This window comes from Halanaerobium sehlinense (genome assembly GCF_055379485.1).
The window spans coordinates 1173154-1197241 of the sequence record NZ_AP042442.1 but is presented as its reverse complement, the minus strand read 5'-3'; the positions used below and the strand labels follow the sequence as shown (position 1 = coordinate 1197241).

General features: G+C 34.3%; 20 protein-coding genes. 3 read left to right on the top strand and 17 right to left on the bottom strand.

Annotated elements, in window-relative coordinates; genetic code table 11:
* Window positions 1-27: 27 nt before the first annotated feature.
* Window positions 28-699, top strand: coding sequence for a DUF3159 domain-containing protein (locus ACZ446_RS05735; RefSeq protein WP_464394159.1), 672 nt, complete (start codon window positions 28-30; stop codon window positions 697-699).
* Between the two features lie 101 nt (window positions 700-800).
* On the opposite strand, the gene ACZ446_RS05730 is transcribed toward ACZ446_RS05735, so the two are convergent.
* From ACZ446_RS05730 to thrC, 15 genes are all read right to left on the bottom strand, one after another.
* Window positions 801-1544 carry a nucleoside phosphorylase gene (locus ACZ446_RS05730; protein ID WP_464394158.1) on the bottom strand — a complete coding sequence of 248 codons (744 nt, stop codon included), beginning with the start codon at window positions 1542-1544 and terminating at the stop codon, window positions 801-803.
* A gap of 6 nt (window positions 1545-1550) precedes the next feature.
* Window positions 1551-3278, bottom strand: coding sequence for an adenine deaminase (locus tag ACZ446_RS05725; protein WP_464394157.1), 1728 nt, complete (start codon window positions 3276-3278; stop codon window positions 1551-1553).
* Window positions 3279-3359: 81 nt separating this feature from the next.
* Window positions 3360-4400: an ABC transporter substrate-binding protein gene (locus tag ACZ446_RS05720; RefSeq protein WP_464394156.1), complete on the bottom strand. Its 1041-nt coding sequence runs from the start codon at window positions 4398-4400 to the stop codon at window positions 3360-3362.
* A 1-nt stretch (window position 4401) separates the two neighbouring features.
* Window positions 4402-5454: an ABC transporter ATP-binding protein gene (locus ACZ446_RS05715; RefSeq protein WP_464394155.1), complete on the bottom strand. Its 1053-nt coding sequence runs from the start codon at window positions 5452-5454 to the stop codon at window positions 4402-4404.
* Window positions 5455-5467: 13 nt separating this feature from the next.
* On the bottom strand, window positions 5468-6256 hold the full coding sequence (locus ACZ446_RS05710) for an ABC transporter permease (RefSeq protein WP_089720071.1): 789 nt from the start codon (window positions 6254-6256) through the stop codon (window positions 5468-5470).
* Window positions 6256-7086, bottom strand: a complete 831-nt coding sequence (locus ACZ446_RS05705; protein ID WP_464394154.1) for an ABC transporter permease — start codon at window positions 7084-7086, stop codon at window positions 6256-6258. Before ACZ446_RS05705 ends, ACZ446_RS05710 begins: the two co-directional genes overlap by 1 nt.
* A gap of 217 nt (window positions 7087-7303) precedes the next feature.
* On the bottom strand, window positions 7304-7585 hold the full coding sequence (locus tag ACZ446_RS05700) for an HPr family phosphocarrier protein (RefSeq protein ID WP_464394153.1): 282 nt from the start codon (window positions 7583-7585) through the stop codon (window positions 7304-7306).
* Window positions 7586-7657: 72 nt separating this feature from the next.
* Window positions 7658-8917 (bottom strand): zinc-binding dehydrogenase, encoded by a 1260-nt coding sequence (locus ACZ446_RS05695; RefSeq protein ID WP_464394152.1) that lies wholly within the window; start codon window positions 8915-8917, stop codon window positions 7658-7660.
* Window positions 8918-8965: 48 nt separating this feature from the next.
* Window positions 8966-9907, bottom strand: a complete 942-nt coding sequence (gene pfkB / locus ACZ446_RS05690) for a 1-phosphofructokinase (protein WP_464394151.1) — start codon at window positions 9905-9907, stop codon at window positions 8966-8968.
* Window positions 9908-10006: 99 nt separating this feature from the next.
* Complete coding sequence (locus ACZ446_RS05685; RefSeq protein ID WP_464394150.1) at window positions 10007-11908, bottom strand: PTS mannitol transporter subunit IICBA; 1902 nt, start codon at window positions 11906-11908, stop codon at window positions 10007-10009.
* A complete protein-coding gene (locus ACZ446_RS05680) occupies window positions 11909-14023 on the bottom strand; it encodes a BglG family transcription antiterminator (RefSeq protein WP_464394149.1) in 2115 nt (704 codons plus the stop codon).
* Window positions 14024-14383: 360 nt separating this feature from the next.
* Window positions 14384-16336 carry a fructose-1,6-bisphosphatase gene (locus ACZ446_RS05675; protein ID WP_464394148.1) on the bottom strand — a complete coding sequence of 651 codons (1953 nt, stop codon included), beginning with the start codon at window positions 16334-16336 and terminating at the stop codon, window positions 14384-14386.
* Between the two features lie 70 nt (window positions 16337-16406).
* Window positions 16407-16910: a GNAT family N-acetyltransferase gene (locus ACZ446_RS05670; protein ID WP_464394147.1), complete on the bottom strand. Its 504-nt coding sequence runs from the start codon at window positions 16908-16910 to the stop codon at window positions 16407-16409.
* Window positions 16911-17023: 113 nt separating this feature from the next.
* Entirely contained in the window at window positions 17024-18412 is a 1389-nt protein-coding gene (locus ACZ446_RS05665; RefSeq protein WP_464394146.1) for an MATE family efflux transporter, read from the bottom strand.
* 28 nt (window positions 18413-18440) lie between these two features.
* The gene (thrC, locus tag ACZ446_RS05660) at window positions 18441-19934 is read right to left on the bottom strand and encodes a threonine synthase (protein ID WP_464394145.1); all 1494 of its coding nucleotides are present in this window, start codon (window positions 19932-19934) and stop codon (window positions 18441-18443) included.
* A 243-nt stretch (window positions 19935-20177) separates the two neighbouring features.
* Between thrC and ACZ446_RS05655 the strand changes: the two genes are divergently transcribed.
* Both ACZ446_RS05655 and ACZ446_RS05650 read left to right on the top strand, forming a co-directional pair.
* Window positions 20178-20894: a hypothetical protein gene (locus ACZ446_RS05655; RefSeq protein ID WP_464394144.1), complete on the top strand. Its 717-nt coding sequence runs from the start codon at window positions 20178-20180 to the stop codon at window positions 20892-20894.
* A 16-nt stretch (window positions 20895-20910) separates the two neighbouring features.
* Window positions 20911-21288, top strand: a complete 378-nt coding sequence (locus ACZ446_RS05650; protein WP_464394143.1) for a GerW family sporulation protein — start codon at window positions 20911-20913, stop codon at window positions 21286-21288.
* Window positions 21289-21437: 149 nt separating this feature from the next.
* Here ACZ446_RS05650 and ACZ446_RS05645 read toward each other — a convergent pair whose 3' ends face one another.
* Window positions 21438-22979: a sensor domain-containing diguanylate cyclase gene (locus ACZ446_RS05645; RefSeq protein ID WP_464394142.1), complete on the bottom strand. Its 1542-nt coding sequence runs from the start codon at window positions 22977-22979 to the stop codon at window positions 21438-21440.
* Window positions 22980-23120: 141 nt separating this feature from the next.
* The gene (locus ACZ446_RS05640; RefSeq protein ID WP_464394141.1) at window positions 23121-24077 is read right to left on the bottom strand and encodes an aldo/keto reductase; all 957 of its coding nucleotides are present in this window, start codon (window positions 24075-24077) and stop codon (window positions 23121-23123) included.
* Window positions 24078-24088: the final 11 nt, after the last annotated feature.

Sequence of the window (24088 nt, the reverse complement as noted above, 5' to 3'; positions counted from 1 at the left end):
AGAATAGATAAAAAAGGGGCCGATAAAATGGATCTAAAAAAAGAAGAAATCATGGAAGAATTACGCTCTATATTTTTAAATAAAACCTTTGATGCTCTGCTGCCACCAATAATTTATGCAGTAAGTAATTCAATATTTGGCCTGATTCCTGCAGTTTTTCTGGCAGTGGCAGCAGCATTATTTAATTTCAGCAGAAGGATTATTAAAAAAGAAAATTGGAAATATTCTCTTGCAGGCTTAATCGGGGTTGTTTTTGCCTCTTCACTTGCTTATCTAAGTAATAATGCGAGCAGTTATTTCATTCCTGCACTGACATCTTCAACTCTGTTTTTACTGGCTTCAATCATTTCTATCATAATTGGCAGGCCTTTAGCTGCCTGGGCCAGCCATTTAAGCCGGGGTTGGCCGCTGCAATGGTTCTGGCGTGATGATATAAAACCAGCCTATCGAGAGGTCACAATATTTTGGGCTCTTTATTTTGCTTTGAGGCTCACAATTCAGCTTAACTTATTTTTCAGCGACGCAGTGCTCAACTTAGCCTGGGTAAATATCATTTTAGGCTGGCCAACAATTACAGTAGTTTTGGCTATCAGCTACCTTTATGGAATCTGGCGTTTAAATAATCTGGGTGGCCCTGGAGTCGATGAATTTAAAGATGAAAAAGATCCTCCCTGGGATGGACAAAAAAGAGGTTTTTAAAACGATGCTCATTTATGTTCACGCACCCGGTGCGTGAACATAAATGAACAAAAACCACCTCTTCAGGTGGTTTAAGTTAAAAGATATTTTGTTTTTACTTTTTAAGCTTCTGCTTTTGCTAAATCAACTAAGGCTTGAATCGCAATGTCAATTGATTTTGATTCTGCCTCTTTAAAAAGTCGATCCTTTTCTTCCAGGCTGAACTGTTTTTTCTTAATTATGTTGGAATCAGTACCAACAATGGCTCCAACCTTTAAATTTCTTTTGGCAGCAACTACAAATAAGGTGGCACATTCCATTTCAGAAACTATCATCTGGGTATTTAAAAGTTCCTGGTTTAAATCCTCATTCTGCATGTAATAAGCATCTCTGGTGTAACTCCCTCCAACATAAACTTCCTGTCCTAAGTCTGCAGCTGCCTTTTTTAAGGCATCGGTAATCCCATCATCTGCTACAGCCGGATAATTTGCTGCTAAATATTCGAAAGAAGTTCCCTCACCTCGGTAAGCAGAATTTACTACCGCAACACTACCTACAGGCATATCTTCTTTTCTACCACCTGCTGAACCAACTCGAATGAAGGTATCTGCCCCCAGTTTAGCCAGCTCTTCCATGGCAATTGCAGCTGAAGGACCGCCAATTCCGGTTGAACACACGCTTAATTCTACTCCATCTTTCTCTCCTGTAAAAACAGTATATTCTCGATTGACAGCTATTTTTTCTGCCTTATCAAATTTTGCAGCAATTCTTTCTGCCCGGCCAGGATCACCTGGAACCAAAACGTATTTTGCAATGTCTCCTTTTTTACATCTAATATGTTTTTGTAATGTCTTATCGTAATCCACTTTTAATTATTCCTCCTCATCAATAAATAAATTAACAACTTCCATCTTTTCTACATCTATTAAACCTTTGTCAGTCAGCTTTAAAGCGGGACTCACTGGTAAGGTGTTGGTGCTTAAGGACATAATCGGGTTATAGTGCTCATAGCCTAACTCGACCATAGCCTCTCTAATTTTTGAAATTTTTTCTGCCAGCAGATCCAGCGGCTTTTCAGTTAAAATACCTGCAACTTCAAGCTGGAGTGAGGCTTTGATTTCACCATTTTCGACTACACAGTATCCTCCCTGGTTTTCAATTACCCAGTTGGCAGCTATTAGAGCATCTTCCATATTTGAAGCAATTAAATATAAGTTGTGGTGGTCATGGGCATAAGTTGTTGCAACTGCTCCTCTTTTAATGGTGCTGCCGCTAATTAAAGCTTTAGCAAAATCACCACTGCCATAGCGGGAAATTACTGCTGCTAAATTAAAATCACTCTGCTCCCAGCCTACAACTCCAGCTTCCAGCTTCAGCTCTGCAGTTTTGGCTTCTGTATATGTGCTTTCGGACTTAACCTCTATAATTCTGCACTTAACTTTTTCTTGATTTGAAGCATGCTTAATCTGAAGATTTTCTGCAGTTAATTTATCAATATTAACTGAATTGTAAAATTTTGCAGGGAAAGCCTTTGTGTAATTTTTAGCTTCTGTTTGACCATTAGTGTAAACCTTTTTACCCTCAGCATAAACCTCTTCGATATTAAATGATTCTAAATCATCAAGGATAATAAAATCTGCTCTTTTATTTGGAGCTAAAACGCCTCGATCATATAATCTCATTCTTCTAGCAGGCGTGTATGTTGCCATATAAATAGCATTTTCAATACTAACTCCCATCTCAACAATTTTTCTTAAAATATGGTCTAAATGACCATCTTTAACTAAAGTATCAGCCATCACATCATCAGTTACTAAAGCTAGATGTTCGTAAATATCATTTTCAAGAATATAATTAATAACCTCAGACCGCAGGGATTTTTCCTGAATTTCTACAAAAACTCCATTATAAATTCTGTCCCTCAATCTTTCGACAGACTGCAGACAGTGGTCTGAATTAATCCCTTTTGCTGCAAACTGGGCCAGCTCTTCCCCTACCAAAGAAGGAATATGACCTTCGATAATGTAATCGGGATGGTTTTCATTTAAAAAACTTAAAATTTTATTTATCGGCAGGTTTTGATCACCACTTAAAACAGCCTCATTATTCATAACTTCACCCAGACAAATTACCTTATCTTCGCCAATTAACTCTGCAACTTCTTCGACAGAGATCTGAGCACCTGTAGTTTCCAGTTTTGAGGAAGTGGAAGGAACAGAGCTGGGAATAGCATAATAAATATCAACTGCTGCCTCTTCACCAGCTTTAATCATTGCTTTAATGCCTTCAATTCCAAAAACATTAGCAATCTCATGTGGTTCTGAAACAATAGTTGTTAAACCGTGTTTGATTATTTCATCTGCAAACTGCTTTGGTGCTGCCATTGAACTTTCGATATGCATATGGATATCAATTAAACCCGGAATAATATATTTACCTTCCGCTTCTATTTCCTGCTCTGCTCTAATCTGCTCTGGATAAGCTTCTCCAGTATAGACTATCTGATCATTTTTCACTGCTAAATGTCCTTTAAAAAACTTTTTGAAATAACTATTATAAACATTTGCATTTTTAAATAAAATATCTACTTCTTCCACCATTAATCCCCCTAAACTGTTATTTTGCTGCTTATTTAAGCTCTAAATTCAATGATTTTCCTGAAATATTTAGACTGCTTCAATTTAATAAGCAAACATTCTGTTCCAGCGGTTCATCCATTCTTCTTTGTTTTCGTTAATTAAAGACCAGTCAATTGTATTTAAGCTGTTAATTAATTCGGCTCCATAAGTTAAACCTTCAGCTTCTGCTTCTGTTAATTCAACTTCCATATTCAAAGGTGATTCTACCTTATCTAAAGCCATTTTAGTCTGTACTTCTTTGCTGATTGCATAGTTGATAAACTTCTCGGCCAGTTCTTTGTTATCACTACCTTTAACAATATTTAAGGTGTTAAAGTTAGCAAATGATCCTTCTTTAGGATTTAACCAGACAGATCCATCAACTGCATCTTTAACTCTGAAGAAAGCAAAGTCCATTGCCGGTGCTGCTACTATTTCTCCCTGAGCAAACATATTTGCTACATCAGATGAACGAGAATAGTTTTTAACAACATTTTCTTTCATTTTTTCTAACTCTGCAAAAGCCTGATCAGGGTTTTCAGCTAAACTTACTCCTGCTTTTTCAGCTGCCATAATCAGCATTGCTGGCCCTGAAGTTGTATTAAAGTCTGGAATTGACACATTTTCTACTAAAGATTCATCCCAGAGGTCAAACCAGGATTCGATTGGCTCTTCTACAGAATTTTGATCATAAATAATTCCCAATTTAACAAGTGTATAAGCAGGTCCATACTGCTCTCCATGTGGATTTCTGGCAACTGGATACAGTTTTTCTATGTTAGGAATATTATCTCTGTTCAGCTCAGCAATCATTCCTGAGTTTATCGCATCAAGCGCAAATGATTCAGCTAAGTAAATAACATCAACTGTTGACCCCTGACGCATTTTTACTTTGTTTAAACGAGTAGAGTTGTTTCCAACTTCTAATTGAATTTCACAATCATATTTTTCTTCAAAGGGTTCATAAAGGTTCTTCCACAATAGATCCTCATTGTACCCCCAGGTTGAGATTACAAGTGTTTCTTGAGCCATTACTGCTGAAGTTAAAAGAACAGACATTACAAAAACCATAACTAATAAGATTGATAGACGTTTTTTAAACATTTTATTCCTCCCTGACTAAAATTATTTTTTCTTCTGGAAAATATAAATTTACTTGAGCATCATTTTCAATTCTCTTTTCAGTTGCTGCATTGACGACAAATTCTCCATACTCTGTTTCAACATTATACTGATATTTTTCACCTAAAAAAGTACTAATTTTGATTTTGCCTCTGATTGAGTTATCTTTTTCCTCACCTCCAGCTCTTGTTATTTCTATATCATTTGGGCGGATTGAAGCCCGGAATTTATCTTTATTATTTTTTAAGTTAACTGAACTTACGTGAAACAAATCTCCTGCTTCTGTTTTAAAATCATCTCCATCTCGGAATAGATCAAAAAAGTTTTCAAAGCCAACAAAATCTGCAACAAATTCTGTTTCCGGATTTCTATATATTTTTTCAGGACTGTCCAGCTGTTCTATTTCACCATCTTTCATCACAACTACCCGGTCAGAAATTGAAAAACATTCTTCCTGATCATGTGTTACATAGACTGTAGTTAGACCTAGTTTTTGCTGGATATTTCTGATTTCAACCCTCATTTCTACCCGTAATTTAGCATCAAGGTTACTCAATGGTTCATCTAAAAGCAGCAGGTCTGGTTCAATTACCAAAGCTCGAGCTAAAGCAACCCGCTGCTGCTGGCCACCTGACAATTCTGCCGGATATCGTTTTAAAAATCCACTTAAACCAACAAGGTCAATCATTTTTTCTACTCTGGTTTTGATTTCGGACTCTGCTGTTTTCTGCATTTTTAGTCCAAAAGCCACATTGTCAAAAACGTTTAGATGTGGAAAGAGGGCATAATTTTGAAAAACAAAACCAAAGTGCTTTTTATGTACTGGTACATCAGTAAAATCCTGGCCTTTAAACATTATTTTACCCTTTTGAGCCTTAACAAAACCGGCAATAGATCTTAAAGTAGTTGTTTTTCCACATCCGCTGGGGCCAAGTAGTGAAACGAATTCTCCCTTATTAATACTCAAATTAAAATCTTCTAAAACTGTATTTTTACCATATGCAACTTTTAAATTTTCTAATGAAAGAAAAGACATCTCTTACCTCCTACTAATTTTCTACAAAATAATTTAGACCTAAACTTCTTTCAATGATAAACATTAAAACTGTAGTCATCAGCATTAATAAAACAGAAAGTGCTGCAACTGTTGGATCAAAATAATATTCTACATAACTCATCATCTGGATCGGTAGGGTGCTGATACCCGGTCCGGTTAAAAACACTGAAATTGGAACATTATTAAAAGAATTGATAAAAGCAAGAATAAAGCTCGCAATTACACCTGAACTTATATTGGGCAGTACTATAATGAAAAATGTTTTTAAAGGACTGGCCCCAAAAATAACTGCTGCTTCTTCTATTTCATAGTCAAAATTCTCTAAATTTGCCGATATTACTCTAATTATGTAAGGCATTATAAAAATTGTATGTCCAATCAGCAGACTGGAAAGAACGGGAAGCTTCAGTTTAATTATTAAAAAATTAAAGAGTGAAAACCCAAATACAATTTGAGGAATTAAAACCGGTGATAAGAAAAAAGATTCGATTAATCTTTTATGCTTAAAATTACCTCTGCTAATTATATATGATGCTGGAATCCCCATTAAAAGAGCCAAAAGCGTTGATATAACAGCAACCTTTAAACTGATCACAAAAGTGTTGATAAACATTTCCGTCTGAAAAACATTGACAAACCAGCGGACGGAAAAAGAATCAGGAGGAAATTTGAGAAATTCTGATTCACCAAAGGCTGTTAAAGTAATTATTAAAAGTGGTGCTATTAAGAAAAAATAAACAATTAATGTGAACACACTTAAAGTTTTGCCTTTTTCATTCATTATTTTACACCCCCTGGATTCAGTTTGTCTGAGAAATAATTAATTAATATAACAATAGTAAAGGTAGTTAATATCATTACTGCAGCAATTAGAGAAGCCTGTTCCCAGTTGAATAAAGCCAGAGCATTCTCATAGATTAAAGTTGACAGCACTCTTGTTTTATCTCCTCCCAAAAGCATTGGTGTTGTATAAGCAGTAAAACTACCTGTAAAAACAAGTGATGTCCCAATAATTAACCCGGGTAAACTTAAAGGGAAAACGACCTTCATGAATGCCTTAAATTTTGAAGCACCTAAACTTTCTGCAGCTCTTATAAGTTCACCATCAATATTCTCCATAACACCTACCAGTGATAAAATCATCAAAGGTAAAAATAAATATAAAAGACCTGTAATTACAGAAAACTCAGTGTACAGTAAATTAAGTGGTTCTTCAACTAATGATAAAGCTAATAATATATCATTGATTATTCCATTCTTCCCTAAAATAATCATCCAGCTAAATGAACGCACAACAGGACTTGTCAGCAGTGGAAAAACTGCTAAAACTAAAAAAATACCTCTATATTTCTTAGCAGATCTGGAAATATAATATGAGGTAGGAAAACCTAAAAAAGCAGCTAAAATAGTTGTAATTCCAGCAATTTTAAGAGTTCTAAAATAAATATCTCTTAAATAATAATCTTTAAAGAAGTTAGAATATCCACTTAATGTCCAGCCGCTATCTACCTGAACTGTGCTGACCATTGTTAGTAAAATTGGTACAACTAAAAAGAAAATTATAAATAAAAATGCTGGTAAAAATAATAAATAACTCCACTTTCCTTTCACAATAACCCTCCCTTGTTTAATTATATTGACCTAAATATTTTGTCGATTATTATATACTATTCATTATAAATTTCACGATTCCTCTATTTTTTTTAATAAATTCAGCTAATGTTTGTTTATGTGCACGCACCGGGTGCGTGCACATAAACAAACAAAGACCCATCACCTGTCCAAAATGATGGGCCTTTTAGCAAAATTGCTGCTGTATTTTATTAAATTAATTTTTAACTAATTTAAAATCATTTTTTACCAGCTCAAGCAGAGAGTTGACTGCTTCTTCTTCGTCATTACCATCTGCTTGAATGGTTATCTTATCATTCTGGGTTGCTCCCATTGTCATAATCGAAATTATACTTTTGGGATTATACTCTTTATCTTCATTACCATTTTTAAAAAGTACAAGGTCTGATTTGAATTTACTCGCCTGCTTTGAAAAAATACCGGCAGGTCTGGCATGAAATCCTTCCTCATGTTCTAAAATGAAATCTGCTTTTTTCATATTTATTCACTCCTGTTTATTTGTATTAACTAGTGTTTAATAGCTAATACTTAATTTTTCTGATTTGAAATTCTATTTTTTGAAATTTTCTAGTAAATAATTCTCCGCTGCTGCTGACCAGAGTCCATTATTATTCTCAATAATATCTGCTAATTCAGCAAACTTATGATTAGCTTCGCCTTTTTTAGCAAAATCTTCTAAAGCTGTCAGTTCCATATCAATTGAAGTATAGATTAGTTTTTTCCCACCGGGAATTTTTGGCAGATTCTGAATAGTATCAGCTGCACTGTCCAGTCCACCAACATGGGTAATCATTGTTGCTGGATTTAATCTTCCCTCTGCTGAAAGCTTGAGTGACTCGCGCATATCATCATCATTACCACCAGTTGAACCCATAATGTGAGTTGGAGAATAGTGAATATTGTACAGGTTAAATTCTGCAGAAAGATTTTTATCTGTTGGGCCTGCAAAAAAGTTCATACAGCCGTCTTTACCCAGAATCTGGTCTCCCTGTTCTGCCAGCTCTCTCACCGGTGCATAGACAAATACATCATCATAACCTTCGCCCCCAACCAGTTCTTTAAGTTCAGCCGGTACGTCTTCCATCTCTGCAGTGTTGACAAAATGGAGTTCGACCGCCTGTTTTTCTGCCTCTGCCTGAGTGAATAAGCTGGCTGCTCGATCCAGACGATCCTGGTTAATATCTGTTACTACAACTACTGATGGTTTACGATCTGCATGCAGGGCATAATCGATCGCTCCTAAGCCCATTGGACCCGCTGCCCCCAAAAGAGCAACTTTTCCGCCTTCTACTATTCCCATTTTATGAATATAGTTATTACTTTCTGTGTGATAAACTGCATGATAGCCACCTACGATACAGGACATGGGCTCTGAAAGTGAGGCCTCATAAAATCCATCTCCCTCATATTTTAAAAGATAACCTAATTCCATAACTTCCTGAGGAATAATTGTATATTCTGTATTACCGCCAAAATATTTGTAGGAATACCCTGGAGCATAAGGACTCCCCTTGTAGTTTAAGGCAGGCTGAACTGCAAATTTTTCGCCCGGCTCAAACTGATCCTGCCACTTTTTACCCACTTTAACTATCTCTCCTGCAAATTCATGTCCGGTAATTGTTGGGTTATCTGCAACATCATCAGGAACCCTCTTGTGACGTCCACCCTGAATAACTGCTTTATATGTCGACATACAGATACTGTTTGAGACAATTCTTGCTAAAATTTCATCATCTTTAATTTCTGGAAGCTCAAATTCTTCTAATCTAAGATCATTTTCACCATATATGCGGACCGCTCTTGTTTTCATTAGTTGATCACCCTTTGTTTAGTTTGTTTTTTAAAAAAGTTTTTTCAGTTAAGATTTAGTTTGAAGTTCCTTGATTTGAATCGTTTCTTTAAGTCTTTCTACATCTTCTCTATTTCCCATTTTTGTACCATTTTTAATTAAAGTTGCACTGCTGCAGGCAGCGGCAGTTTTCAGCATTTCTTCAAGCTTAAGTTTGTTTTCTAAACCATATGCTAAACCAGCTACCATTGCATCTCCTGCTCCAACTGTACTTTTAACATCTAATTTTAGAGCTTCGATTTTGATGTTTTTATCTGCAGTGATAAAAACTGCTCCTTCTTTGCCTAGAGACAGCATAATCATTTCTACCCCAGTTTTTAGAAGACTTTCTGCCTTTCGAACCATAGTTTTTAAGTCATTAAATTCTTCATTAAAATGAAGTTCTAGCTCATGCTCGTTAGGCTTAATCAACGTTGGAGAAGCCTGAACAGCTTTTCTAAATAATTCACCATCTGCATCTAAAATTGTTTTTATTTCTTTTTGGTTGGCAGCAGCTATAATTTTTTGGTAAATATCTGTTTTAACTCCCTGTGGTACACTGCCTGCCAGCACTAAAATATCATTTTTATTCAAATCGGCAAATATTTTTTCCTTTAACTCCAAAATTTGTACAGAGGTTACAACCGCTCCTGACTCATTTAGATCAGTAAAGGTATTATTGAGTGGATCAACCATTTTAGTATTTGTTCTTGTTTCTGCTTCAGTCTGCACAAATTCAGATTTTATCCCAATTTTTTCAACTTCTTTTATTATATATTCACCAGCTGCTCCACCTAAAAAACCTGCCGCTGTACTTTCTTGACCTAAATTTTTAAGCATCTTAGAAACATTAATCCCTTTACCACCAGCATCTTTATGCACTTTTTTGATTCGATTTAAGTGATTAACTTTGAAATTTTCTACAATTATTGTTTTATCTAAAGCCGGATTTAAGGTTAGTGTTTTTATCATCAGCATCAATCCTTATTAAAATATTTTCAACTGCACTAAACTTTGATCCCTGCTCAGCAATTTTTAAAACTAAAGCTGAGCAGAGAGTTTGTTTATCTTTTAAATAGTAAACTTCTTATAAATGTAATTGAGATCATCTGTTGTCCTTAATTTTTCTGCTCCTGTATCTTCTTCAATTAATTCCGATAGGTTAGCTAAGACTTTCAGATGTTCATTTCCTACTCCTGCAATTCCAATTACTAAATAAGCTGTTTCTCCTTCAAAATCTATGCCTTCAGGAAACTGCAGAATTGAAATTCCAGTTTTATTAATTTTTTTCTTTGCAGCTCCTACTCCGTGAGGGATTGCAACTCCCTGACCAATATAGGTTGACATTTCTTTTTCACGGTCAAGCATAGCATCAACATAGTCTTCTTCTACATACCCGCTTTCAACTAATAGTTCTCCAGCCATCTTTATTGCCTTTTCTCTGTCAACACTTTCAAGACCCAGTTTTATATTTTTTTTCTTTAGTATTTTTTTATTTTCAGAAGAATTAGAGCCTGAGTTATTTTCAGCAGCAGTTTTTTTAGTTATATTTGATTGATCTGCTTCTTTTTTATTATCTTCAACAAGTCTATTTACTAATTGGTCATAGGCAGGTGTCTGCAGAAAATCCTGAATTGAGATATGCTCTGCCTGAGGTGCCACTCCTTTTGCCCGTTCGGTTAAATTTTGATGTGTAATTACAATTTGTGCATCCTCTGGTATTTCATTGATCGCTTTGTTGACAACTATAATGTCTAAACCAGCAGCCTTAATCTTTTTGCGCAGTTTTCCAGCTCCCATTGCACTTGATCCCATACCTGCATCACAGGCAAAAACAATTTTATTTACTTCAGCTGCACTAACTGTTTTAGCTTTTTTATCCATGTGTAAATCTCTACCCTTTTGCTCTCTTACCTTTGATTGGGCAGATTCAAACTCCATGGTGTCTCCTCTAGCAACCGACCTTTTAATTAAAACAGAAGCAATGACAAAAGAAACTGCAGTGGCGATCAAAATACCAGCAAACACTCCTAAATAATTACCTCTTGGTGTCATAGCAAGATAAGCAAAAATACTACCAGGAGAAGGAGTTGCTACCAGACCAGTATTAAATAATCTAAAGGTAAAGATTCCGCTTGCTCCGCCACCGATAACCGCCAGTAAAAGTGAGGGCTTCATTAGAACATAGGGGAAGTAAATTTCGTGAATTCCACCAAAAAAGTGAATTATTATTGCTCCAGGTGCAGATTGTTTTACCATACCTTTGGCAAAGATCCAGTAAGCTAATAGTATTCCAAGGCCGGGACCGGGATTTGTTTCCAGCATGAAAAAGATTGATTTACCTGCTTCTTCTACCTGTTGGATCCCCAATGGTCCTAAGACACCGTGGTTAATTGCATTATTTAAAAATAAGATTTTTGCCGGCTCAATAAAGATTGAAGCTAAAGGCAGTAAACCCCGGCTGACAAAGGCATTAACACCAATTCTTAAAATTTCATTTAGTCCGACAACAATTGGCCCAATAATCTGATAGGCTAAAACTGCCAGTAAACCACCCATTATTCCAGCTGAAAAGTTATTGACCAGCATTTCAAAACCTGATTTAATTTTACCTTCAAATGCCCGATCAACATGTTTGATGGTCCAGCCACCAAAAGGTCCCATAATCATAGCTCCAATAAACATTGGAATATCAGAACCAACAATTACTCCCATAGTAGCTACTACTCCAACTACTCCCCCTCTAACACCAGCGACTAATTTACCACCGGAAAAGGCTATTAAAAGAGGCAGCATATAGGTGATCATCGGACCAACTAAACTTGCCAGCCCTTCATTTGGAACCCAGCCAGTTGGAATAAAAAAGGCTGTAATTAAACCCCAGGCGATAAAGGCACCAATGTTAGGCATTACCATTCCACTTAAAAATCTACCAAAACTCTGAACTTTATTTTGAAAACTGCTTTTCTGCATTTATTTTTCCTCCTTGTGATAATTTACAGTACTTTTTTGCTGTAAAAAATAGTCAAAATGCTCTGATAAACCATAGTAAATTTCTTCCCTGCTTCCTACTTTAACCGCATCTATAAAATCCTGATTTTCAATCAATAAATGACTTATTTCACTCAGTACCTCTCTTCCCTGGGTACTTCCTTTTATCGGGGCAGCCATCACAATTACAATTTCTATCACTGTTTTTTCCCCAGCTTCAGTTATAATCTCAAAACTTTTATCCGGTCTGATAACTGCAAAATATAATTCTCTAACAGCACTGCTCTGACAGTGTAATAACATGATTTGATTATGCTTTAAGACTGTGCTTCCTTTTTCTTCTCTTGAAGTTAAGTCTTTTTCAACTTCTCGCTTCTGTCTTTGAGAATTGCTCAGAAGCTGAGCAGCATCTTCGATTAATTTGTCTACTGTTTTATAATGATAGCTATTTATAAGTTGAAAGTTATTTAAAACCTCCAAGATTCCCTGATTGTAATTATTTATCATTTCTAGTTTTTCTTTTAGAGTTATTTTCTTACTGCTTTGCTGATTTTTTGCCTGATGATTGAGCAGAAAATCATTAATTTCCTGCTGCTGTTTTTCATTTAAAAGAGGGTTTACAACAATTACAGGTATTTCACTTTTGGGAATCGACACTGTTGAAATTATTAAATCTAGATTAAGATCTTTGATTACCTGATTATCAAAGTCTAAGGTTGAAATAAGTGAAGTTATTTCTATGTTTTCAAATTCTTTGCTTAATCTTGAAGCCAAAAGCCTTGAAGCTCCTATCCCACTTGTACAGGCAACAGCTGCTCTGTATTTTTGTTGTGGCTTTCTCTTCCTTTCAACAGCCGAGCCTAAATGCATTGCTATATAGGCGGCTTCAGACTCTGGAACTTCTATCTTTTCTTCTGCTGCTAAAATTGCTGCACATTTTTTAGAGACCTGAAAAAGTTCTTCATACTTTTCTTTTATTTCAGCTAAAAGTGGATTTCTGATATCCAAATTCAGTTTGATCCGATTAATTGTTGGCTCTAAGTGTCTAACCAGGCCAATTAAAAGCTCTTCATCATCTTCTAAATAGATACCTAATTCAATTTCAGCCTTTTCAATCATTTTTCTTGTAAGGTAAACTAAATGATAATCATCTGTCATCGATATTTCATCATTATAGATTCCACCTCGACCCTTACTCCCCATTAAATGCATGGTTACATATGCAACTTCTGCCTCTGGAATTTCTACACTGAAAGCATCTGCAATTGAACTTACCAAATTTTTAGCAATCAAAAATTCATCATTATTTTTGATTTTTTCTAAAAGCTTCTGCTCAATTGTAATTTGATCTCCTTCTTTAATTCTTTTTAAAGCGATCGCCAGGTGCACCATTAAAGCAGCATATGAATCATCAGCCAGTCTGTAGTCCATTTTTGTTTCCAATTCTTTTATATAATTATCTAAGAGATTTATTGTGTCAAGTCCGATTAAATTTAAAAGTCTGTTTTTAGAAATTGTTTTTCGCAGTGACTGTTCTTTTTCCGAATATTTATCCTGCAGCAGCAGTAATATTTCTTCTAAATCAAAATTCTGATAAAGAAGGTTAATACTTGCCTTACGAATTTCTCTTTCTTTACCTTTAAGATAAACACCCAGGCCGGGTTTTCTGACTAACTTTAATTGATAATCCTGCAGCCACTTCTCAATCTCATCAAGATCATTACTTATTGTGGCCTCAGAAACATTTAAAACTCTGGTAAAAGCATATAATTTGTTTGGACGCTGATCTTTTAGCAGTTCAGCTAAAATAATCATTCTTCTCTCAGCTGGTGAATAGTATTTGTCAACACTTTCAAATTCTAAGAGTTCTTTAACTCTTCTTTTTTCATCGAGGCTGCATTCTAATCGAATTCCCGTTCCTTTTTTCTTATCCAGTAGAATATTATTTTTTTGAAGCCATTTTTCAACCTTTTTAAGCTCCCTTAAAATAGTCCTGGAGCTTACATCTAACTTTTCTGCAATCTGATCAGTTACAATATAATCATCATTTTCAATTAAGATTTTAATAATCTTTTTAGTTCTAGAACTGATTTTCATAGTTACTACTCCTTTTGGCCAAAAGTTTTAATTTAAAACTGATAATTGCAAATTTTCAAAATTAAGAAAGTTTAAATTATAAGCTTATAATCTGCAAACTTAGAATCGTCTTATTAAATTATGTCACTTAAAAGCAGATTTGATTTTTCGGACTTCTTAATTTCTAATTTTATTTTATTCCGTTAGTCCTGAAATAGCAAGGAAAAGAAAAATAGTTATGGCAGCTATTACAAATGACAGAATTTATAATCTTTAGTTTTGTCTTGTTATCAGTTATGTTTATTTATGTGCACGCACCCGGTGCGTGCACATAAATGAACATTAAAAAACCAGGGAATTTTACTTCCCTGGTTGATAGTCTTAGTTGTATTTTTCTTTTATAATACCATCTTTATAAGCAGCAAGGAGCTGCATCAAGTATTTTACATCTTCATTTAGTTTTTCACCAATATCTGTATCAGCAATTTTTTGAGGTCGGTCGAACTTCAATACCTCTACTGCTGAAATTGTATCCCTGCTGTCTTTATGCAGAGCATCCTGTTTGCTGATAAATGGTTCATGTGACATCAAACGCATTTTTGTATTGCTGTAAGTTAAAGTATAACCTGCAATCCCTGTTTTTTCATGGTAAGCAGCTGCAATTCCACCGTCAATTACCAGCAGCCTCCCATTTCCTTTGATCGGACTTTCCCCCATCTTTTCTGCTACTGGAGTATGTCCATTAATGATGTGTCCTCTTTCTGTATCCAGCCCAAACTCGGATAGAATTTTCTTGCAGATAAACTCATTTTCTCGGGCCTGATAATATGGATTCTTATTTTCTTTATATAGTTCCGGCTCATCCTCATCAGTAAAATATCTTAAAAATGTTGTCATTCGATCTTTACCAAATAAAGGAGAAAACTCACCACGCCAGAGATACCAGAGCCAGTCTTTAAAATCAGCTTCTTCCTCTTTACTCGAATAACTGCGTCTGACAATATCGTCAAAAAAGTCCATTAATTTTTTGCCGCTGTACTTTTCTCCATTGACCTCAATGATTGAAAAATCTCCAGCTTCTGTCAGAGGCACACAGCCGTGAAATAACAAATTACCATTATACTTTTTATACATACTGCCATTATTAAAGAGAAATTTAATGTCTTCCTGTAGTTTATCATTATTTTTAAAAGAATAACTTAATTGATCTATTACCTCTTTTTCCCAGGTGCTTAAAGTATAGGGATCTTCTGGTTTTATTGTTGGGAAATTTTTATCAGTTAATTGATATTTTTTCCCGTTAAGATCTAAAGTATAATTATCATAATCAATTTTTTCTAAATATAAGGCCTCATTCATCTTAAATTCGGGATGTTTTTTGATTAGCTGACCTTCCAATTTAAATTGAATTACCGCTATAGCCTTCTGCATCTGAGCCATTATTTTAATTTCATTTTGATCCAGTTCTTTATTAATCAGCTGTGGTTCAAATAGTTCTGGATCTGGCTCAGGATAGTAATTCATTGCAAATCTGGAAAGAGGTCTCATATTAACCCCGTATCTTTCTTCTAAAAACTCTAAATTGCCATATCGCAGAGCAATTCTTAAAGCAGTAGCAACCAGAGACTGCTGACCTAAAGCAGCTCCCATCCATAATATATCGTGATTACCCCACTGAATATCAACATTATGATGTGATTTTAGAACATTCATAATTACATCCGGGGCTGGCCCACGGTCATAAATATCTCCAATAATATGAAGTTTGTCAACTGCAAAACTCTGGATTAGTTCTGATAGGGCTATAATAAAGTCCTTTGCCCTCCCAATTTCAATTATAGTTGTCAGTATCTTATCTTTATAAGCTTCTTTATTTGGGTCACATTCTTTAATATGCAGCAGCTCTTCAATAATATATGAAAACTTTTCAGGCAGAGCTTTTCTAACCTTTGATCTAGTATAAATTGAAGAAACTTCCTGTGTGATTCGAACCATATAATCTAGAGCTTCTTTGTACCATTCTGGTGGAATTCCACCTCTTTCATCTAACTCTTTCATTTTTGTTTTGGGATAAAAAATCAAAGTAGCAAGCTCTCTTTTTTCAGTATCTTTTAATCGGTCACCAAAAATTTGATCTATTTTATACTCAATAACTCCTGAAGCAGTTTTTAGCATATATTTAAAGGCTTCAGCTTCTCCATGCAGATCTGTCAGAAAATGCTCCGTACTCTTAGGCAGATTCAAAATTGCCTTCAAGTTAATAATTTCTGTACTAACTTCGGGTATATTGGGAAACTGTTCTGACAGTAATTTTAAATATTTTAAGTCTTTCATTTTCCCCTCCTTTTAAAGTTTTCAGCTTCAATAAGTCGCTTAAAAGCGGTTTAAAAAATTTTTAATAAAATCAAATTAGTTTTTCATAAGCAAATCGTTTGCTGTCATCTGCAGTATAAATAATACCACAATACTGAAATCCTTCCTTTTTTATTGCCCGCTGCATTGCTATATTTTCTGGGTGGGTATCAATCCTAATACTTGTGATCCCTTTTTCTGCTGCCAGTTTATAAGTTTGAGCAAATATTTCGGAAACAATGCCCTGTCCCTTATAATTTTCTGCCACTGCAGCTCGATGGATAACTCCATAATTACCTGAACTAAGCCATTTACCACCTTCAATATAACTATAAGTAGGATCATCACCAAAAATCACTGCAGCTGTTGCAATTATTTTATCTCTATCTTCAATTAGATAAGAGTTGTTATTTATTATATCCGCTTTTAGTGATTCAGGATTAGGATAATTATTCTGCCACTGGTCTATTCCCTCTTCTTTTAAATACTGCTGGGCAGCCTGAATAATTTCCATAATCTGAGGAATATCCTTCATTTCTGCCTGTCTAAATTCCATTTTTCCACCTCGAATTATTTTAAAGTATATTTTTTATTATTAATCATTTTTAAATATTATAAATAATATCCTTCTCTATTATTTATTTCTTTCTAAGTTGATTAAAACCTGCCTCAATTACTGGATTTTCTTCTTTCATTAATCAAAATATCAGCTTCAGCTATCCAGTCATTACTTAAATATTTTCGACTTACCCAAAGTGCCCTGCCAAAAAAGTCGGCTGGAAGAGCAATTAAAACTCCTATAATTCCAAGGTCAAAAAATACGGCAAGCAGATAACTTAAGCCAAGCTTTAATAGAGTTTGAGAAATAACATTGGCGTAAAAAGCAGAATTCGTATTCCCAGCACCATTCAAATGGCCTGCTAAAACACCATAGATTGTAATTACAGGACCTCCTAAACTTAAAGCTTTCATGAATTTAACAGCAATTGCTAAAGTTTGAGGATTATCGCCAAATAGTCTAACTAAATAAGGAGAAGCAAAAAAGATTATAAGTGAAAAACTTCCAATTGAAATAACAGTTAAAATCAGCATTGCCTCTACAGTTTTTTTGCTCTCATCTATTTTGGCTGCTCCAATTTTTTGACCGCTTAAAATAGCTGTTACTGTATAATAGGCTCGATGCATCGGTGCTATCAGCTGTTGAAAAACTCTTCTTGCTATATGGTAAGCAGCTGCTGCTTCTGTTCCAAAAAGAAGCACAATAGAATTAAAAGGAAAAGTAATAAAACTCTGATAAAGCCCTTCTGCAATTTTAGGTGAACTTACTTTAATTAGCTGTTTAATTAAAATTAAATCCCAGTTTTTAATTGGATTTTTTAAGGTGAATTCGCTTTTAGGACTTAAAAAGATAAAAATAAAAATAATTGCTGACAGAGTTTTAGCAGTAAAGGTTCCAATTCCAACTCCGGCCACTCCTATTTCTGGGAAAAAGCCAATACCTAGAGCAAGACCAACTGACAAAATAATATTAATACAGTTTGAGATGACTTCAACAATCATTGGAGTCCTGGTGTCTCCACTTCCCTGAAGAGCCCTTGCAGCTACTATTGCAATTATTCTAAAAGGAGCAGCTGCAAAAATTATCAAGAGATACTGTGCTCCAAGCTCTATTACTCTTGGAGCTGCACCAAGTAGGGCTATCATTTCTTCTGCAAAAACTACCGCAGCAAAAATAAAAGGAAGTCCAATCAGAAAAGATATTAAAATAACCTGAGATAAAATTATATCTTTATTAGCTTTAGCTGCTGCTGTATTTGTACCGCTTTCTTGAGATATCAGAGAAATACTGCCAGTACCAAGCCCCAGGCCAATCCTTAAAATTATACTTTCCCAGACATCTCCAAGGCCCACAGCTGTAACTGCAGCCGGGCCAAAAAATCCCATTAAGATCATATCAGTTGTCCTCATTGCTGTTGTAAATATGTGGTTTAAAGTTACCGGCCAGGCCAGAACTAAAGCTTCTTTCCAGAGCGGTAGATATGCCATCAAGGTTGCCATTATCAAATCTCCTGCCTTAAAAAAATAATTATAATTTTAGCAGCTCTTCTATTTTTTCTTTTACACCATCTTTCTCACAGCTCTGCTGGTGTTTAGCTTTCATATTTTCTAGACCTGCCAGACCTCGGTGAATTTTAGTTGCAGTCAAAGCTTCTAATTCTTCAATAATTCTATATTCATCCCTGTCAATTTTTTCATCTTTTAGTGACTCTAAAACAGCTCGACTAAATTTATAGGGGTTTGCTGTAGAATCGACAACAGTTTTTGTTTGATCATCACTGTCACCTCGGTATTTAAGAAGTGAGTCAATCCCAACTGCTGTGTGGGGATCGATTAAATAATTGTAATTTTTATATGTTTTTTTAACAGCAGCTCTAGCTTCATCTTCACTGCTGAACTTACCGCTGAACATTTTCTTTATTTTAGTAAAAGTCCGCTCATCTATTTTGAATTTCTTATCTGTTTTCAGCTTTTGGTACCAATCATTAATTTTGCCGCTGTCATGTCCATTCATTTCAAAAAGAAAACGTTCTAAATTCGATGAAATCAAAATATCCATTGAAGGGCTGATTGTTTTTTTGAAATCACGATTAATATCATAAATCCCTGTTTCTAAAAAATCGGTTAAAACCTTATTGTCATTTGAGGCACAGATGAATTTATTAACTGGAAGTCCCATTCGATAGGCATAATAGCCTGCAAGTATGTTGCCGAAATTACCGGTTGGAACTGTAAAATTTACTTTTTCACCTGCTTCAATTTCTCCATCCTGCAGTAGTTTCAAATAAGCCTTAAAATAATAAACAATTTGTGGGAGCAGCCTTCCCCAGTTTATTGAATTAGCTGAAGAAAATTGATAATTATTATTTTCCAGCTTCTGCTTCAGCTCCTGATCAGCAAAAACATCCTTAACTGCATTTTGACAATCATCAAAATTTCCTTTAAGAGAAACCACTTCTGTATTTTTTCCTGCAGTTGTTTTCATCTGATCTTCCTGAACTCTACTTACTCCAGCTTCTGGGTAAAAGACAATAATTTTTACTCCCTCAACATCTTTAAAACCTTCGAGAGCGGCTTTACCTGTGTCACCTGATGTTGCTACAAGAATTACTATTTCATTTTCAATCTTCATCTTTTTTGCTGATTCAGCAAGCAGCTGTGGTAAAATCTGAAGAGCCATATCTTTAAAGGCTGCTGTTGGCCCATGCCAGAGTTCTAATATATATGTATTTTGATTAAGCTTAACAAGCGGTGTTTTTTCTGCCTCCGGAAATTTCTGCTCACTATAAGCTGCCTCTACAGCTTTTTCTACTTCATCCTCACTAAAATCGGTTAAAAATTTCTTGAATATCCAGGCTGCCAGTTTTTGATAGCTTTGATTTTTTCTGGCTGTAATTTCATTTAATTTAAATTCAGGTATTTCTTCAGGGACAAAAAGCCCTCCTGCAGGCACCATCCCTAAACTAATCGCCTCAGCTGAACTAACCGGCTTATAATTACCTCTAGTGCTTATATACTCCATACTCTCTACCTCCGTTAAATATTATATTGCCTACTACTTTAATAACTATAACTCATTATATCGAAAGAATATAATTATGTCTATTAAATAGGCTATATCTTTAAAATTTGATCAAAGTTATTAGCTGTTTTATTAACTAATTATAGTTCTACTGCCAACTAAAACTGAATTAATCAAAAATATCAATATACAAACCAACTAATTTTTTATATAATATAGTTGAGGCTAAAGGAGGGAATCAAATTGCTGCAGCTTATATTTTTATTATTAATTATCTTAATATTCTTTATTCTTGCAATTCTGGCTCTTCCCTACCACTATGCTTTGAGTTTTGATTATGATCAAAAACTTGATTTAAATCTTTATTTTTCAGTACTATTTTTTAAAATTTACTTACAAAAAAAGGCAGATCAAAAGCTGATTTATTTTCAAATACTTGGCTATAAAAAAGAATTTAAGCTCAGCAAGCTGGTCGAAGAAAATGGGGCAGCTGAATTTATACAGCAGAAGTCCAAAAAATTTATTATAAAAAAATTTAAGTTTTTTTCTGCTGAAGATAGTTCTGAAGAGGAAGAGGAAAGTAAATTAAAAAAAGAAAAAAAGAAAGGAGCAGCTCTCTTCCCTTTCAGCATAATTAACAGAGAAAATTTATCACACTTCTTTCAATTTATTATTAATCTGCTTAAGAAGCTGAAGCCTGATTATTTAAAGTTGGATCTTCTATTTTCTTTTGGCGATCCATATTATAATGGACTTTTTTTGGCCTATTATTATACTTTTAAAAGCCTGCTTGATTATCCAGAAATCACTGCAGAAATAAACTGGCAGGAGGTGGTCTTTAAAGGCAAAGGAGCTATTGGCGGTAGAATCATCCCCTTATTAATTTTTTGGCACTTTTTTGCTTTCATTTTTTCTTTTAAAACTTTAAAAATTTTATGGATGCTTTATAAATCTAAATAAAAGAAAGGTGATTTTTATGGAAACAACTCAAAAGATTATGGAGGCTATGTATGAAAAGCTGGATCATTTTCTGAAAACTGAAACTGTTGTTGGTGAAGCAATAGAAGTTGGAGAAATTAAATTAATCCCAATCATTACTGCTTCTTTTGGTCTTGGTGGCGGTGTTGGTGAAGAAGAAAATAAAGCTGGAGGAGGTGGAGGTGGAGTCGGCTGCAAAATTTCGCCTGATGCTATCTTAGTAGTCAGAGGAGCTGAAGTAGAAATGCTGCCTGTAAAAAATAAAGGATCACTGGAAAAACTTATAGAAAAAGTTCCAGACTTAATTGATAAAATTGAGGCAAATAAAGAAAAAAGACCAGCAGCTGAAAAAGAGGCTGCAAAAAAAGAAGATTAATTTAAATAATATTTTATGATAGAAGGAAAAGCAAAAGTCCTGAAGCTTTTTATACTGGCTGCAGGACTTTTTTCTAGTTTTAAATTTCTATCTTTGATTTATCTTAATTTTCTAGCCTCTTTATTTTTAATTTTCTATCCCGTCTATTTTTAACTGTCTATTTCAACTCTATTCCTACCATTTCTTTTGGCCCTGTATAGTGCATCATCTGCTCTTTTAATTAAATCATCTATGTTTTCAGCTGAAGTAATCTCAGCTACACCAAAACTTGCAGTAATATTCCCTTTTTCAATAAAATTATAATTTTCAACTGTTTTCCTTAATTTTTCAGCCAGTTTATAAGCTGATTCAAGTTTAACCTCAGCAGCTATAATAACAAATTCTTCTCCACCCCAGCGGCCAAAATAATCATTTTCACGAATATTGTTCTGGATTAAGCTGCTCATTTCTTTTAGAATTTTATCACCCGCATAGTGACCGTAATTATCATTAATTTTTTTAAAGTGATCAATATCAAAAATTATTAAAGAAAAAGTGCTGTTATATCTCTGTTTTCGCTCATACTCTTTTTCAAGTATGATATTCAGATGATGTCTATTGCTGATCTCTGTGAGCTGATCATTATGGGCAAGAAACCTTAATCTATTATTGTTTGAAAAAATTAAGGTCAGCAGAATAATTGTAATAATCAAAAATATAATCGAAATAATAATTGTATCAAAAAATTTGCTGTTAATAAATTTCAAGGAATCATTTTCCTGGTAACTAATTAAATAGCCTTTATGTAAATCATCAATTCCTCTGATACTGATAAAACTGCCTGTATAGTAGTTATAATTAACCTTAGCTGAAATTATAAATGATTTTTCTGAAGCTGTCTGCCTGACTATCTTTTCTTCATTGAGCCTGATAATTTCTCTCATTATTTCTAAAGATAAATCATCAGATGTAGAAATCAAATTATTATAAATTTCTTTATCATAACTGTAATCATCTAAAAGAGAAGAATTTCTATAATTTTTTTGTTCTGCCTCAAAAACAATTTCTTCAATCAAATCCCTTTTTATTATAAATGCTTTTAAACCGCCAAAATTTTTCTTTAATAATTCTGTAACAGCTGTAAAAGACAATCCCAACTCAACAGAACCTAAATGCTGATCATTATACTCTAGTGGATAAATATAGCGATAGCCATTAAAAATCCTACCTTCTTCAAAACCAACAATTTTTTCTTTTTTGGTATTTACATACTCTATGCTTTCTCTGATCCCAAATAAATTATCACCATAAGTATCTGGACGATGCATTCTCAAAAAGCTTGTGCCATCTTTGAAATGAAAATGAAGTTGGCGCACATGATATTTTTTAAGATCTTCAAATAATGGACTTATTTTAAATTTTAAAAAGGCTCGATAATTATCTCGATTATTTTCAAAACGCCAGCCATTATAAATTGTGGATTTAATTTCATCTCTATTAATAACATTATTAAAAATAGCATCTGCAGTTATCTCATAGGAATTTAGAATAACATTGACTTCAGACTGCAGTCTATTTAGGTTTTTATCTAAGAAAAAATTTTCTTCCTCTACTTTTTTATTATAATTAAAAAAAATAAAAATCAAAAATATTATAATAACTGAAATAATTGCTAATTTGTAATATCTATTTACAAACTCTGGCCTATCCATTTGATTCCTCCTCCCATACTAATTTATCTTTAAATGTAAAATTATACTCAAAGCTTAATTTTATTATATACTTCAGTCTATATAATCGCAAAGAGCAGCCATAAAGGCTGCCCAGTCAAACAAATTTAAGAACGGTTCCAATTAAATTTGTAAATTTTTAATTACTTCACTCGATTTTTTTGTCAAAGCTTCCATTTCTTTTTTTGACAATTTAAAATCTGCTGCTTCAGCATTTTCTCTAGCCTGTTTTTCATTTTTAGCTCCTACTAAAGCTGTCGTGATTGCTGGTCGATTAATTGCCCAGCTGATTGCTGTTTGAGCAGGTGTTTTATTATTTTTAGCAGCAATTTCTCTTAAGAGTTGAATTAAGCTTTGAGTTTGATCCCAATTTTCTTCTCTGAAAAATGGATAGAAGCCAGCTCGATTGTCCTTTTCATCATCAAACTGAGGTCTTTCCTTATACTTTCCACTTAAAATTCCTCCACCTAAAGTTCCATAACTTAGAGTACCTAAATTATTGTTTAAGAGATAAGGAATAATTTGATCTTCTATCTCTCTTTTGAGCAGTGAATACTGCGGCTGCAGTGAAATAATATCAGCCATTTCTGATATTTCCTGCATCAGCTCTACTCCAAAATTGCAGACTGCAAGGTATTTAAATTTACCTTCCTGTTTTAGCTTTAATAGTTCTTCTACACTGTCTTCTAAAGGAGTATCTGGATCAGGCCAGTGAATTTGATAAAGATCTATCTGTTCAATGTCTAATCGTTTCAATGAGTTTTCTATTTCTGTTCTAATTATTTGAGGACTTAAGTCACGAATATATTTCGGGCCATCTCGATGAGTACCGCATTTTGTTGCAACAACAACCTTGTCTCTAATTCCCTGAATTGCTTTACCCACAACTTTTTCAGCATGTCCATCACCATAAGCGGGCGCGGTATCTATTAAATTAATACCGGAGTCAACAGCTGCTCTTATTGCTTTAATTGACTGCTGATCCTCTACTTTACCAAAAGTGTCATTCCCATAAGCCCAGGTTCCTAAACCAACTGCAGAAATTTTTAAATCTGAGTTTCCTAATTTTCTATACTCCATGATTAGCCTCC

Excerpts from the sequence above, each read along its gene's own strand:
- ACZ446_RS05735 (WP_464394159.1), top strand. The coding sequence starts at position 28 with ATGGATCTAAAAAAAGAAGAAATCATGGAAGAATTACGCTCTATATTT.
- ACZ446_RS05725 (WP_464394157.1), bottom strand. The coding sequence starts at position 3,278 with ATGGTGGAAGAAGTAGATATTTTATTTAAAAATGCAAATGTTTATAAT.
- ACZ446_RS05720 (WP_464394156.1), bottom strand. The coding sequence starts at position 4,400 with ATGTTTAAAAAACGTCTATCAATCTTATTAGTTATGGTTTTTGTAATG.
- ACZ446_RS05715 (WP_464394155.1), bottom strand. The coding sequence starts at position 5,454 with ATGTCTTTTCTTTCATTAGAAAATTTAAAAGTTGCATATGGTAAAAAT.
- ACZ446_RS05710 (WP_089720071.1), bottom strand. The coding sequence starts at position 6,256 with ATGAATGAAAAAGGCAAAACTTTAAGTGTGTTCACATTAATTGTTTAT.
- ACZ446_RS05700 (WP_464394153.1), bottom strand. The coding sequence starts at position 7,585 with ATGAAAAAAGCAGATTTCATTTTAGAACATGAGGAAGGATTTCATGCC.
- ACZ446_RS05695 (WP_464394152.1), bottom strand. The coding sequence starts at position 8,917 with ATGAAAACAAGAGCGGTCCGCATATATGGTGAAAATGATCTTAGATTA.
- pfkB (WP_464394151.1), bottom strand. The coding sequence starts at position 9,907 with ATGATAAAAACACTAACCTTAAATCCGGCTTTAGATAAAACAATAATT.
- ACZ446_RS05685 (WP_464394150.1), bottom strand. The coding sequence starts at position 11,908 with ATGCAGAAAAGCAGTTTTCAAAATAAAGTTCAGAGTTTTGGTAGATTT.
- ACZ446_RS05680 (WP_464394149.1), bottom strand. The coding sequence starts at position 14,023 with ATGAAAATCAGTTCTAGAACTAAAAAGATTATTAAAATCTTAATTGAA.
- ACZ446_RS05675 (WP_464394148.1), bottom strand. The coding sequence starts at position 16,336 with ATGAAAGACTTAAAATATTTAAAATTACTGTCAGAACAGTTTCCCAAT.
- ACZ446_RS05670 (WP_464394147.1), bottom strand. The coding sequence starts at position 16,910 with ATGGAATTTAGACAGGCAGAAATGAAGGATATTCCTCAGATTATGGAA.
- ACZ446_RS05665 (WP_464394146.1), bottom strand. The coding sequence starts at position 18,412 with ATGGCAACCTTGATGGCATATCTACCGCTCTGGAAAGAAGCTTTAGTT.
- thrC (WP_464394145.1), bottom strand. The coding sequence starts at position 19,934 with ATGGAGTATATAAGCACTAGAGGTAATTATAAGCCGGTTAGTTCAGCT.
- ACZ446_RS05650 (WP_464394143.1), top strand. The coding sequence starts at position 20,911 with ATGGAAACAACTCAAAAGATTATGGAGGCTATGTATGAAAAGCTGGAT.
- ACZ446_RS05645 (WP_464394142.1), bottom strand. The coding sequence starts at position 22,979 with ATGGATAGGCCAGAGTTTGTAAATAGATATTACAAATTAGCAATTATT.
- ACZ446_RS05640 (WP_464394141.1), bottom strand. The coding sequence starts at position 24,077 with ATGGAGTATAGAAAATTAGGAAACTCAGATTTAAAAATTTCTGCAGTT.